Origin of the sequence: Insolitispirillum peregrinum (genome assembly GCF_900156605.1) — a bacterium.
GTDB lineage: Bacteria > Pseudomonadota > Alphaproteobacteria > Rhodospirillales > Rhodospirillaceae > Insolitispirillum > Insolitispirillum peregrinum.
The window spans coordinates 140,797-153,351 of sequence record NZ_FTOA01000003.1 but is presented as its reverse complement, the minus strand read 5'-3'; the positions used below and the strand labels follow the sequence as shown (position 1 = coordinate 153,351).

Below are 12,555 nucleotides of genomic sequence, written 5' to 3'. Positions count from 1 at the left end.
TCGCAAGGCCGATCAGGTCGCCGGACAGGGCAAAAACGACGATCTGGCAGAATGAGGGGAGGGAAAGCGGTGGAAAAAAATCCCGTATGCATCCTTAAGAAGTGAGGTCGGTATCCCGTCCAGTGACTCCTGCCAGGCGACTCCGTTTTGATGCAGCAAAATGGCGCGGTCGCAATACCACGAGGCCAGATTGATATCGTGCAGGACAGCGATGGTGATCGCCTGATGCTGGCGGGTCCAGTCGCGGGCGGCATTCAACAAAAGATGCTGATGACCGGGATCAAGGCTGGCGGTCGGCTCGTCCAGCAGCAGGATCGGGGCTTCCGGGCCATGATGAGGGGCCAGTTGCGCCAGCGCACGGGCAAACTGGACCCGCTGCTTCTCGCCACCGGACAGGGTTGGATACAGGCGACCACGCAGGGCAGCGGCATCGGCCTGTTCCAGACAGCGGGCGATGTCTGCCGGGCGCGGGTGCGGCAGGTGGCTCTGGCCGAGACCAACCACTTCCTCGACAGTAAAGGCAAAACCGAGCGGGGAGTGTTGCAGCATCACCGCCCGCCGACGGGCCAGCGCGGCGGGTCGCCAGTGCGACAGCGGTTGCCCGTCCAGCAGAACCTGCCCGCTGGCCGGGGGCTTTTCCCCCGACAGAACCGCCAGCAGGGTCGATTTGCCAGCACCGTTGGGGCCGAGGATGGCGGTCATTTCGCCGGGACGGAAGGTCAGCGAGGCATCGCGCAGGATGTCCCGCTGACCAATGCGCAGGACAAGCGAGGTGGTGGTCAGCATGGCCCTTACACTCCACTGGTTGGGGTGCGGCGTAACAGCCACAAGAAGAACGGCGCACCGATCAGGCTGAGCAACAGGCCAATCGGCACTTCGGCAGGCAGGGCAATGGTGCGGGCCAGACTGTCGGCCACCACCAGCACGATGGCCCCCAGCACCATGCTGGCGGTCATCACCCGCTGATGCGACGGCCCCAGAACCATGCGGACGATATGCGGCACCACCAGCCCCAGAAAGCCGATCAAGCCAGAGACAGCCACCGCCGCCCCCACCGCCAGCGCACACAGCACGATCACCCGGATACTGAGGGCGGTGGGTGAAATGCCCAGCGCAAAGGCATCGCGTTCCCCCAGCACAAACACGTCCAGCTTGCGGGCCTGCGACAGCAGGGCGACACAGGCAATGACCATCAGCCCGCCCGCAGGCAGCACGGTCTCCCAACTGGCACTGCCCAGACTGCCGAGGGTCCAGAAGGTCAGTTGCCGCAGCTGCAGGTCGTTCCCCAGATAGCTGAACAGGCCAATCCCGGCCCCGGCGAGAGCGTTGATGGCAATCCCGGCCAGCAACATGGTGCCGACCGACAAAATGCCCTGACGGCGGGACAGCAGGAACACGCACACCGTCGCCAGCAAGCCCCCGGCAAAGGCGGCCAGCGGCAAGGCAATCGACAGGCGCAACAGGTCACCGGCCAGCACGATCACCGCCGCCGCCGCCAGTGCAGCCCCGCTGGACACCCCGATCAATCCCGGATCGGCCAGCGGATTTCTGAACAGCCCCTGCAAGGCGGTTCCGGCCAGAGCCAGCGAGGACCCGACCAGCACCGCCAGCGCAATGCGCGGCAGGCGCAGGCTCCACAGGATAAAGCGATCCCGCTCGGGTAACGGTTCACCGATGCCGAACAGCCAGTCGCCCAGCTGCGACAGAATTCCGGCGGGAGCAATGGTGACCGCGCCACTGGCGGTGGCCAGCAGCGCGGTCAGGCACAACACCACCATCCCCGCCCCCAGACAGGACGATAACGGCAGGCGGCGGGTCAGCAACGTCTCATGCGCCATGGCGCGGTCCTTTGCAGGCAAAGCGACAGGTCAGGCGGTGGCGATCATCTGCACCGCTTGCGGCGTCCGTGGCCCCAGCCCGAGCAACAGCGAGCCTTCGACCACCGCCACCCGCCGTTGTTGTGCCGCAGGGGTCCGGGCGATCTGCGGCAGGGCCAGCAGGGCCTCAAGCCCCCCGGCCTGCTGCACGGACGAGGCACTGACCACCAGCACTGCCGGAGCCATCGCCAGGGCGGCTTCGGCGGACAGGGCGCGGTAATCCTGCACGTCGCGCAGGGCATTGATACCGCCTGCCAGATGGATCAGGGTATCGGCCACCGTCCCGCCGCCAGCGGCCATCGGCCCGCCCTGTCCGGCATGGACCAGACACAGAACCGATTGCCCGCGCAGGCCGTGGGAGGTGCTGGCCTGCTGTTCCAGCGGGGTCAGTTGCTGACGCAACTGCTCGCCAAGCCGCTGACCGGCGTCCTGCAAGCCGAGAGAGCGGGCAATGAGTTGCACCTTGTCGAGCAACCCCGGCAGGGTGGGCACTTCGGGGACCAGTGTCACCGTCACCCCGGCGGCGGCCATCTGGTCCAGAACGGTGGCCGGGCCGCTGCCGTCCTGCGCCAGAATCAGGTCAGGCGACAATGACAGCAGCCCTTCTGCTGCCAGCGTCCGCATATAGCCCACATGCGGCAGGCCATCGACCTGTTGCGGATAGCGGCTGGTGGTATCAACCGCCACCACCTGCGCCCCGCCACCGAGGGCATAAACGATTTCGGTGACAGGGGCACCAATGCTGATCACCCGCCGGGGGTGGGCCGCCGCCTGCCCCCGACGGGGCAGCGTGAACAGGGAAGCCGCACCGGTCAGGGTCAGGGACAGCAGGGTGCGGCGGGTCATCGGGACAAAGGTCATGCGACGGACTCGTTATTTTTATCTGGGCCGGGAGATCAGGCGGCAGCAGCCGTTTTTGGGGACGGCAGGCTGGAGGCCAGCGCCGTCCATTCCGGTCGTTCCGACGCGCTGGGGTCGCGCTGGGCGCACAGGATGGCACAGTTCTCACCCTGACGGTCGTACAGCTCGACAGTGGTGATGGTGGTGCCATGCATCGGCTTGCGGACCACCCAGGCGCTGGTGATGTCCGACCGCTTGGCGTGCAGGGTGAACGACGGGTCCATGATGTTGATCCAGCCCTTGTGATCGACAATCTTGCTGACCGGGCCGGTGTGAATCTGGATGCAACCGGGGTTGCCGACAAAAATCATGATCGGCAGGGCGCTGTCAGCGGCCTGCGGCAACAGCAGGTCAAGGGCATCGCTGGTGACTTCGCGCGCCCACGGCTCGCCGACCAGCCGCATCGCCTGAATGCGGCTGACACCGCTGTCTTTCAGCATGTCGTGGAAGTGATGCACATCCTTCAGCGCCGCCCAGCGGGCACGCAGGCCATCGACATCAACATCGGCATCAGCGCGCAGCAGCGGAGCCTGTGCCGGGGCCAGCACAGCCAGTTCGGGGCTTTGATCGGCGGCGGTGAAGTCACGGATAAAGGCGTCCCACGCGTCGCCGTTGGTGTTGGCGGTGCGATAGATCTTGTGGACGGCGTTGCCGTACAGGTCAAAAATCTGGATGCCGGTGCGCGGGCCGCGGCTGCTGGTGGTGGTGACCACAAAGGTGTGCTGCCAGTGGGCAAAGAAGATGCGCAGATCGACCATGCCGTTCAGCACCAGGCCGGTGCTTTGCATGATGCTCATCTTGCCGAACGAGCCGACCTTTTCATGGACGATGGCATCGTTGCGGGTGATGATTTTCACTTCACCCAGATCTTCGAGGCGCGGCAGGGCGCTGATCCAGTCGATATCGAGGCGGGTTGCGCCGTTGCCGATGCCGGCGGCAACCAGTTGCGCTTCGGTGGCCCCGGCGTCGGCGGCCAGATCACGGGCATAACCCTGAGCGGTACCGGCGGCGATGTCGGCCCACAGGGGGGCGAGCGACGAAGAAAGAGACATGCTGGCTCCTTGAATACAGGGATAAGGGGGGAGACGTCTGGTGATGATAGTAAGAGTCGATTGCAACTAGTCTCAAGGCAGCCTCCATTAAGATTGCTTCAGAGTATCTCCGGCGGGCCGGGTTACGACAGACGGTGTTCCAGACGGAATCCCACGCCCCGGATGGTTTCGATCCGCGGGGCATTCGGGCCAGTCAGTTTGCGCCGCAGATAACCGACATAGACATCAACGGTGTTTTCCGTCACCTCGGCATTCAGGCCCCAGACCTCATTCAGAACAGCGGTACGACTGACCGCCCGGTTCTGCTGGCGAACCAGAAAGGCCAGCAGGGCGAATTCACGGGCACTGAGCGCCAGCGGAACCCCCTGCAAGGCGGCCTGATGGGCGGCCAGATCAAGGCTGAGCGCCCCACAGCACAGCGAGTCTCCGCCGCCGCGCCGGTGCAGGGCGCGCAGGCGGGCCAGCAGTTCCTGAAAGTGAAAGGGCTTGGTCAGGTAATCGTCACCGCCCGCATCCAGCCCGTCCACCCGTTGCTGGGGCGTATCGCGGGCCGACAGGATCAGGATCGGCACGCCGCTGCCCTGCTGGCGCATCAGGCGGCAAACATCCAGCCCGTCCACATCGGGCAGGCCCAGATCAAGGATCAGGGTGTCATAGCTGCGATGGGCCATCTGTTCGAGGGCATCGCCGCCTCGGGCCACCCAGTCAACCTGATGCCCGGCGGCACTCAGGCCGCGTTGCAGAAAGCGGGCAATGCCGGTGTCGTCTTCGATCAGCAACAGGTTCATGCGATGGCCTCCGGTGCCGGGACGGGGAGGAAAAAGGTAACGGTGGTGCCAGCCTGCGGGGCGCTGGTGATGGCAATCGAGCCGCCGTGCTGTTCGACAATCCAGCGGGCTACCGCCAGACCCAGCCCGCTGCCGCCGCGCTGGCGTCCGGCAGGAGCCTGGAAAAAGCGGTCGAACAGGCGGGGTAAGTCAGCCTGGGCAATGCCTTCGCCGTGGTCGGTGATGGCGACGCTCACCCGCTCGCCCTGCGGCACAACCGACAGGATCACGTCCTGTCCGGGGCGCGAGAACTTCACCGCGTTGTCGATCAGGGTCAGCAGCGCCTGTTTCAGCCAACTGGCATCGCCCATCACCCACACCGGACGCGGCGGCAGGGTGCTGGTCAGACGGACATCATTGGCGCGCGCCAGCCCGTTGACGTCCGACAGCGCGGTGCTGGTCAGGCTGCACAGGTCCAGCGGCTGGCATTCAAGGGCGATCTGGCCATCGCCTGATCGCGCCACCGCCAGCAGATCGTCAATGCGGCGGTGCAGGCTGCCGGCGTTGGCCTGAATGGCCGCCAGAGCGGCACGATAGCCGCTGTCTTCCACGCCGCCGATGGTCAGCATCACTTCGGCTTCGCCCTGAATGGTGGTCAGCGGGGTGCGCAATTCGTGGCTGACGTCGGCAAAGAACCGCTTGCGGCAATCATCCACCCGTTGCAGTTCATCGTTGGCCTGTTGCAGCGAGGCAGTGCGGCGGGCCACTTCGGCTTCCAGATGCTCGCGGCGGCGGATCACCAGTCGGGCGACGGCGGTGGCCGCCACCGTATGGGCCAGCACGCCGCCGATCCCCAGCAGCACCAGATGGTGGCGGGTGGTGTCCATCTGGCGGTGAACCTCGTCAATTTCCCCGTGCTCGTCATCAGCCGCCTGTTGTAAACGGGTGGCGAGACTGTCGGCATAGGGGTGACGGGCCTGTTGCTCGAACTCCTGCAAGGCGGCCTGCGGTGAAGAGGCCGGTGAGGAACTGGCCGCCAGCGCAAGGGCGCGAATATCCTCGCGCCAGCGGGCGATTTCGGCCAGCTCGTCCCGCTCGCTGTTTTCTTCGTCGCGATTGTCGGCCACCAGCGCCACCTCGGCGGAGGTGACGGCGGTCAGGGCGTCAAGCTGCTGTTCCAGATCCCGCTGCCAGTCGGCAACGTTCGAGGGATGCTCAAGGGCCAGGGCGCGGATGTGGTCGGCCACCGCCCGGTTCAGACGCGAAGCCAGATGGCCGAACAGCTCCAGTTGGCGCTGGGAATAGCTGGCCCGTTGCAGCAGATAGGCGGCGTGATCCAGTGCGGCCCAACTGGCAAGCCCCACCGCAGCGGTAAAGGCCACCAGCCCGATCACGGCGCTGGCAGCCTGAAACCGTCGGATGATGTCTCGCCTCATGACCTGACTCCTGTCGGGGAGGGTGCAGTGCGACAGGATAGGCAGGCAGAAGGAAAGACCCTATACGACTTTGGGTGTAAAGGGGTTTACCAGTCGGTCGGGCAGCCGATGCAACCGTCCATCACCGCGTCCTGAAAGATGGCGTAACGGATCACCGTGCCTTCGAACAGCGCGTTGGACAGGTTGGTCTGCGACAGCTTGGCTTCCTGCAGGTCGGTGCTGATAAAGGTGGCACCGGTAAAGTTGCTCTTGTCGGCGCGCACCATTTCCATGTTGCTGGCGTTCAGGTTGGCGTTGCGCAGGTCGGCGCCGCTGATGCGGGCGAATTCCAGATCGGCCCCGCGCAGGTCGGCACCCACCATCGATACCCCTTGCAGAAAAGCCTTTTGCAGTCGGGCTGCCTGCAAGTCGGCGCCGTCGAGATTGGCTCCGCGCAGGTTGACCAGTCGCAGATCGGCGCGCGCCAGTTTCGCCCCGCGCAAGTCCATGCCGCTGAGGTCCCGGCCCGACAGGTCGGCATGGCGCAGATCAACACCGGGGCAGGACGATTTGGGCGCCAGCACACAGCCGTTGATCTCGCGCGGCGGATCCTCTTCGGCCTGCGCCGCATGGGAGGCCGCAGCAAGCCCCAGCAGCAACAGGGCTGTTGTAAAAAGACGGGTCATGAAAGGGGCTCCTGTAACGGGAAAACGCTCACCCAGCCGCAGCGGATCAGGCTGCGGCTGGGGCCTGGGGAGGGAGAAGCGCCGGGGTCGATCAGTCTTCCATCAACCGGAAGACCCAGAACGAGCCGCCTTGTGTGACACGACGGGTCAATTCCGCCATGTCGCCACCCCACAGAGGCACCGCGCCGCCATAGCCCGAGGCGATGCCCACATACTGCTTGCCGTCCATTTCCCAGGTGATCGGCTGGGACACCACGCCGGACCCGGTCTGGAACGACCATTCTTCCTTGCCGCTTTTGGCGTTAAAGGCCTTCACAAAACCGTCGCTGGTGCCGGTGAACACCAGATTCCCGGCGGTGGCCAGCGTCCCGGCCCACAGCGGCATGGTTTCCTTGTGCTCCCACACCACTTTCCCGGTCGCCGGGTCCATGGCGCGCAGGATGCCCACATGGTCATCAAACAGCCGCTTGATGCCAAAGCCCATCCCCAGATAGGCCGCGCCCTTTTTGTAGACCGGGCGTTCGGACCAGTAATCTTCCGCCCAGTGGTTGGCCGGGATGTAGAACAGGCCGGTTTCCGGGCTGTAGGACATCGGGTTCCAGTTCTTGCCGCCAAGGAACGGCGGCGACACCCGGACAGCCGGGCCCTTGTCCTGACCTTCCGGCGGCGGCGGCGGACGCTGACCGGCGACTTCGATCGGGCGGCCGGTCTTCAGGTCAATGCCCTTGGCCCAGGTGATCCCATCGACAAACGGGAAGGCATTCAGCAGGGCGTTGGGCTTGTTGGGGTCCTTGCCGCGCTCGGCCAGTTTGGCGGTATCGGTGACATAGAAGAAGCCGTTGCGGTCGGCGTGTGCCCCGGCCTTGACCGTCTTGCCGCTGGCGTCCTTGTAGTCGAACAGGATGATTTCGTTGTTGCCCGAAAAGTCCCAGGTGTCGTTCGGGGTGTGCTGATAGAACCCGACCAGTTCACCGGTGGTCGGATCAACATAGGCCTGACCGGAGGTAAACAGGCTGTCGCCCGGCGTGCGGGCCCAGCCGTTCCACGGTGCCGGGTTGCCTGCCCCGATGACGATGGTGTTGCTGGCGACATCGAACGACGAGCTTTGCCACGGAGCACCACCGCCGTGATTCCACGCTTCGACCAGTTGCCCGTCCGGGGTGCGCGGCCACGACGGGGCCTTGGCATCACCGGTGATGGTGCTGTCCTTGCCGTTCAGGCGGCCCATGTGGCCTTCGACCATCGGGCGCATCCAGATTTCTTCGCCGGTGTCCGGGTCGCGGGCATACAGCTTGCCCACCACCCCGAACTCGTCGCCCGAAGTGCCGTGGATCAGCATCATCCGGCCGGTCTTCTGATCCTTGATGATCGTCGGCGCACCGGTCATGGTATAGCCCGACTTGTGATCGTCGAACTTGACCTTCCATTCGACCTTGCCGGTATCCTTGTTCAGCGCCACGATCGACGCATCCAGCAGGCCGAAATAGACCTTGTTGCCATAAATCGCCGGGCCACGGTTGACCACGTCACAGCAGGGGCGAATGTCTTCGGGCAGGCGGGCCTGATAGTCCCACAGCCGCTTGCCGGTACGGGCATCAAGGGCAAACATGCGCGAGTACGAGGCGGTGACGTAAATCACCCCGTCATGGATCAACGCCTGCGTTTCCTGCCCGCGCTGACGTTCATCCCCGAACGAGAACGACCACGCCGGAACCAGTTTTTTCACCGTCTTGTCGCTGATCTGGGTCAGCGGGCTGAACCGCTGGGCCTTGACCCCCATCCCGTACATCAGAACGTTTTCCGGCGTCTGGTCGTCTTTGACAATGTCGTCCCAGGTCACGTCCTTCGCCAGCGCCGTGGCCGAGCAGGCCGCCGTCAGGGCAAGGGTGGCAACCGCGGCGGCAAGCCGGGTCCTGAGGGGGCGAAACGCAGGATTGAGCAGTGTTTTCATCGACGTTTCCTTGGGCATGTGGCCGGTTGTTGTTGTGGGCCGACTATGCGGGGCAACGTCTGAGAAAATCCTGAGACCTCTCTGATAGGTCTCTTAGAAACAGCTAGGACTTTAGTTGAATGGGGGGCTGCCCTAATACCCGCCCGGCTGGCGCGGTCGCAACATATGCACCGTCCCTGCTGAAGCCGGTTGGGGGGCTGGTTGAGCAGCAGCCGGGGCACCCGTTGTCTGGACCGCCACGCCGGGCGGCGGCGTCACCGGGCGAAAGCGTGGCGGTGGAGCCATGTGCGGAGCCTGTTGTGGTGGGTAACTGGGGGGCTCTTCGGCCTGCTGGCGGGTTTCTGCCGACGGGCTGCGCACGCCGGGTTCGGCGGCATCAATCGTTGCCGGACCTGACCCGTGGAAATATTCAACAAACAGGGCCTCGCCCAGAATGTCGCGCGCCTGCTGATCGGCTTCGGCCTCGCTTCCCAGCGCCTCCAGCGTGGCGGCGTGGGTCTCGACGGCGATTTCAGCAGTCAACAGCCGTTCACGGCTGGGGTCGTTCGACAGGCGGGTGCGCTCTTCCTTCAGCATGAACAGGTACAGGCGGAACAGGCGGAAGGCCTTTTCCCGCGCCAGCCGCAAACGGCGCTCGGCATCATCACCACGCAGACGCTCGGCCAGCACCTGCTGTTGCAGGCTGTCGTTTTCTGCCGACAGGCGTTCGCGCTCCTGCTCCAGCCCGGCCAACTGGTCAAAGACCACGTTAAACTGTTCGCGCAAGGATCGCAGCTCGGCCCGCAAGCCTTCGATGGCCCGCCGCGCCTGTTCGTCCTTCGGGTCTTCGCCACGGGAAATCTGATAGCGGCGATAGCTGATCACATAAGGCGCAATCGACTCATGCTGCATCGGATGGCCGGGTGAAATGCCACACGGCCCGGTCAACTGGGCGACATGGTCAGCCTGCCGCAGCAGGCCACGCAGCGTCTGGGGAATGATCGACAGCAAGGCGTTGTCGGGCAGGCCCTTGCAGATGGCAACCCAGCGCTGCAAAACATCGACATTGCGCGGGTCGTCAAGCCGATGCCCCATGCGGATGGAGGTCAGCAAGCGCTGAAGAAAGACTACCGAAGGATCCGTGCGGCTGTCTGTCATACCCTGACTGGTCCAATGCCCATCTGTTGCGGCGTCATTTGATCACGTCGTTCAAAGACCGTTGTACCTGAGTCCGCCGCCCCGGTACAGAGGCGATGAACAGGCAGCCTATGGGGGGCGACGCGGGCCACGATGCTGGATCGAATCGTTGCTCACAGGCGCAGAAACCCCATAAACGGGGATCAATACATGTCTTCAGATAGACGATTCACTATAGTGGGAAGAAAATAATTTATCATTACAAAGCATGCCGTTAAACCGTTTTCATCAGGTGGCAGGTGATTTTTCTGCCGGCCGGAAGCAACAAAGTACTTGCGCTTGGGCGCAGGATGCGCAAATCAAGGAGCAACGAAATGCGCTGCGCGAGCCTTGGTGTGTAAAGGCGACCGGATCGTAAGTGGTGGCGTGATGCGCCCCTTGCGATCCTCTCACAGACCGAAAGTGGCTGTGGGTTAAGGGCAGCACAAAGGGTGCGATCGAGGGAAATCCACCCTGTTCAGTCTCAAGGTCTGTTTCTGGTCCAGAGCCTCGTTTGTATACGGGGTGTGCGGTTATTGCCGATAGACGCTTGGGTTGGCTCATAGACGACGTTGATTACAACGACGAAACAAACGATGACAGGAGGCCGCCCGATGAGGACGCTCCATGCCGCCGCGCTGTTCGCCGCTGTCACCGCGACAAGTGCGGTTCCCGCCGCGTTCACCCCCGCCCATGCCGGAGCAGGCATCGAAGGTGCTACAGCCACGGCAGGCGCCGCCCGCGCAGCCACCGGCGGGGAACAGGCAACAGATCAGATCATCAAGGTCCGCTGGTCGCCGGATGGCACCGGGCACCTTGAGGCTCCTGCGCGCGAAAAGACCGAACCGGCTCCACAAAGCCTGAATAACGACGAAGACAGCGACGACGATAACGGCGACGACAGCCAGAAAACGCGCGCCAACCGGGAAAAGGCCGCGCCCTCTCCGCTGGCAGACAAGGGCCTGACCGCCGAGGTGACCATCCCCGACGACCTGTCCATGACGCTGGACGGCATCCCCGGTGGTCAAAAGGCCCTGCTGTGCCTTGCGATGAACGACTATTTTGAAGCCCGGGGCGAGACGCTGGAAGGCCGGATGGCCGTTGCCAAAGTGGTGATGAACCGGACCAGGGACAGCCGTTTCCCCCGCACCGTCTGCGGGGTGGTAACGGAGAAAAAGGCCGCCGTGGCTGGTGGCCCCAAATCCTGCCAGTTCTCGTGGCATTGTGATGGCCAGTCCGATGTTCCGGCCAACGATGACGCCTGGCGGGACTCCCTGCTGCTGGCCGCCGCAGTCCTGTTTGGCGGCGATGCGATCGACGACCCGACCCACGGGTCCCTGTGGTTCCACATGGCAAGCCTGAAACCGCAGTGGGATGGCACCATCGTCCGCACCCGCCAGATTGGCGGCCATGTCTTTTACCATGACGGTGAACATCTACAGATGGCCGCCGTCAGCCCGAAGCCGGACGTGACGGTTCCGAGCGGCGACTAGAGCATTGTGCGAAAAGTGGGTACCGGTTTTCGCAAAAAACAATGCGACAGAATAAAAGGTTAGAGCAGCGTGCCTGCGTCCGGTTTACCGCACGCTGCTCTAAATTATTACGCAAAAAGCGGGCCTCTCCGGCAAAGTCGGCGAGGCCCGCTTTTTGCCTTATGGCCGCTCGCCCACCGCACCGCGGGCAATCGAGACCCCCTTGACCATCGCATACACCGTCCGCCCCTGCTCGATGCCCAGTTCGGCAACGGCCCGGCGGGTCACCCGGCTCATCATCGGCGCCCCCTGACAGTCAAGGTGGACATCGACATAGGGGCCTTCGGCGTCCACCAGACTGCTGATGGTGCCGCGATAGACATTCTGGACCGACAACCCGATCGGACGTTCCGCCGCCAGCGACACGTCGCGCGCCAGAACGCGAACACGCACCGCCGTCCCTTCGGCCAGATCAAGGCGTGGCACCAGCAACGGCCCGGCTCTGGTCATCAGACGGCTGAGGGTATACCGCTCTTCGTGGGCCACCACCGTCCCCTGCAACACCGCACCGGGCTCATGGCGCCCGGTCAAGTGGCGCAGATCGGGGCGGTTCAGCAAGTCTTCGACCGTGCCCACCGCCGCCGAACGCCCTTGCTCCATCAGGACCAGCAGATCGGCCAGCCGCAGGATTTCGTCCATCGAGTGCGTCACATACAGGATGGGAATGTCAAACTCGCGCGGCAGACGGGCAATGAAGGGCAACACCTCGTCCTTGCGGTTGCTGTCCAGTGCCGCCAGCGGCTCGTCCATCAACAGCAGGTGTGGGCTGGTCAGCAACGCCCGCCCAATGGCCACCCGCTGCTTTTCCCCCCCGGACAGCTTTGCCGGGCGGCGATCCAGCAAATGACGGATTCCCAGCAGCTCAATCACCGCATCCAACGGGATGGAGCGTTCCGCCGCCGGTGTCAGCCCCATGCCATAGCGCAGGTTTCCCATCACCGTCAGGTGGGGGAACAGCCGCCCGTCCTGAAAGACATAGCCAATCCGGCGGCGTTCCATCGGCAGCACCACCCCGGCGGAGATATCCACCACCGGACGGCCATGGATCATGATCTTGCCGCCATCCGGCACCGTCAGACCGGCCACCATGTTGATGACACTGGTCTTGCCGGACCCGGATGGTCCAAACAGGGCGGTAATGCCCGCCGCAGCCGACGAAAAGGCGCATTCGATCTGAAAAGACCCCTGAGTGCGGGTCACATCGACAGTCAGCATGATGT

11 protein-coding genes are annotated in these 12,555 nt (G+C 64.1%); 1 reads left to right on the top strand and 10 read right to left on the bottom strand.

All coding sequences use genetic code 11. The annotated features are described in order from the left end of the window. Positions 1 to 12: 12 nt before the first annotated feature. From BW995_RS08470 to BW995_RS08430, 9 genes are all read right to left on the bottom strand, one after another. Positions 13 to 828 (bottom strand): heme ABC transporter ATP-binding protein, encoded by an 816-nt coding sequence (locus BW995_RS08470; protein WP_076399776.1) that lies wholly within the window; start codon positions 826 to 828, stop codon positions 13 to 15. Next, positions 792 to 1,838, bottom strand: coding sequence for a FecCD family ABC transporter permease (locus BW995_RS08465; RefSeq protein WP_076399775.1), 1,047 nt, complete (start codon positions 1,836 to 1,838; stop codon positions 792 to 794). The genes BW995_RS08470 and BW995_RS08465 overlap by 37 nt, the downstream gene beginning before the upstream one ends. Before the next feature lie 30 nt (positions 1,839 to 1,868). Beyond that, positions 1,869 to 2,738, bottom strand: a complete 870-nt coding sequence (locus tag BW995_RS08460; RefSeq protein WP_084194687.1) for a heme/hemin ABC transporter substrate-binding protein — start codon at positions 2,736 to 2,738, stop codon at positions 1,869 to 1,871. A gap of 35 nt (positions 2,739 to 2,773) precedes the next feature. Beyond that, on the bottom strand, positions 2,774 to 3,829 hold the full coding sequence (locus BW995_RS08455; protein ID WP_076399774.1) for a hemin-degrading factor: 1,056 nt from the start codon (positions 3,827 to 3,829) through the stop codon (positions 2,774 to 2,776). A gap of 122 nt (positions 3,830 to 3,951) precedes the next feature. After that, positions 3,952 to 4,617, bottom strand: coding sequence for a response regulator transcription factor (locus BW995_RS08450; protein WP_076399773.1), 666 nt, complete (start codon positions 4,615 to 4,617; stop codon positions 3,952 to 3,954). Beyond that, positions 4,614 to 6,032 carry a sensor histidine kinase gene (locus BW995_RS08445; RefSeq protein ID WP_076399772.1) on the bottom strand — a complete coding sequence of 473 codons (1,419 nt, stop codon included), beginning with the start codon at positions 6,030 to 6,032 and terminating at the stop codon, positions 4,614 to 4,616. Before BW995_RS08445 ends, BW995_RS08450 begins: the two co-directional genes overlap by 4 nt. Positions 6,033 to 6,118: 86 nt before the next feature. Next, a complete protein-coding gene (locus BW995_RS08440) occupies positions 6,119 to 6,697 on the bottom strand; it encodes a pentapeptide repeat-containing protein (protein WP_076399771.1) in 579 nt (192 codons plus the stop codon). A 91-nt stretch (positions 6,698 to 6,788) separates the two neighbouring features. Next, the gene (locus tag BW995_RS08435) at positions 6,789 to 8,648 is read right to left on the bottom strand and encodes a methanol/ethanol family PQQ-dependent dehydrogenase (protein ID WP_076399770.1); all 1,860 of its coding nucleotides are present in this window, start codon (positions 8,646 to 8,648) and stop codon (positions 6,789 to 6,791) included. 132 nt (positions 8,649 to 8,780) lie between these two features. Beyond that, positions 8,781 to 9,785 carry a hypothetical protein gene (locus BW995_RS08430; protein WP_076399769.1) on the bottom strand — a complete coding sequence of 335 codons (1,005 nt, stop codon included), beginning with the start codon at positions 9,783 to 9,785 and terminating at the stop codon, positions 8,781 to 8,783. Between the two features lie 632 nt (positions 9,786 to 10,417). On the opposite strand from BW995_RS08430, the gene BW995_RS08425 reads away from it, so the two are divergent. Then, positions 10,418 to 11,296 carry a cell wall hydrolase gene (locus tag BW995_RS08425; protein ID WP_076399768.1) on the top strand — a complete coding sequence of 293 codons (879 nt, stop codon included), beginning with the start codon at positions 10,418 to 10,420 and terminating at the stop codon, positions 11,294 to 11,296. Positions 11,297 to 11,455: 159 nt separating this feature from the next. Here BW995_RS08425 and modC read toward each other — a convergent pair whose 3' ends face one another. Continuing rightward, positions 11,456 to 12,550 carry a molybdenum ABC transporter ATP-binding protein gene (gene modC / locus BW995_RS08420; RefSeq protein ID WP_076399767.1) on the bottom strand — a complete coding sequence of 365 codons (1,095 nt, stop codon included), beginning with the start codon at positions 12,548 to 12,550 and terminating at the stop codon, positions 11,456 to 11,458. Between the last annotated feature and the right edge of the window lie 5 nt (positions 12,551 to 12,555).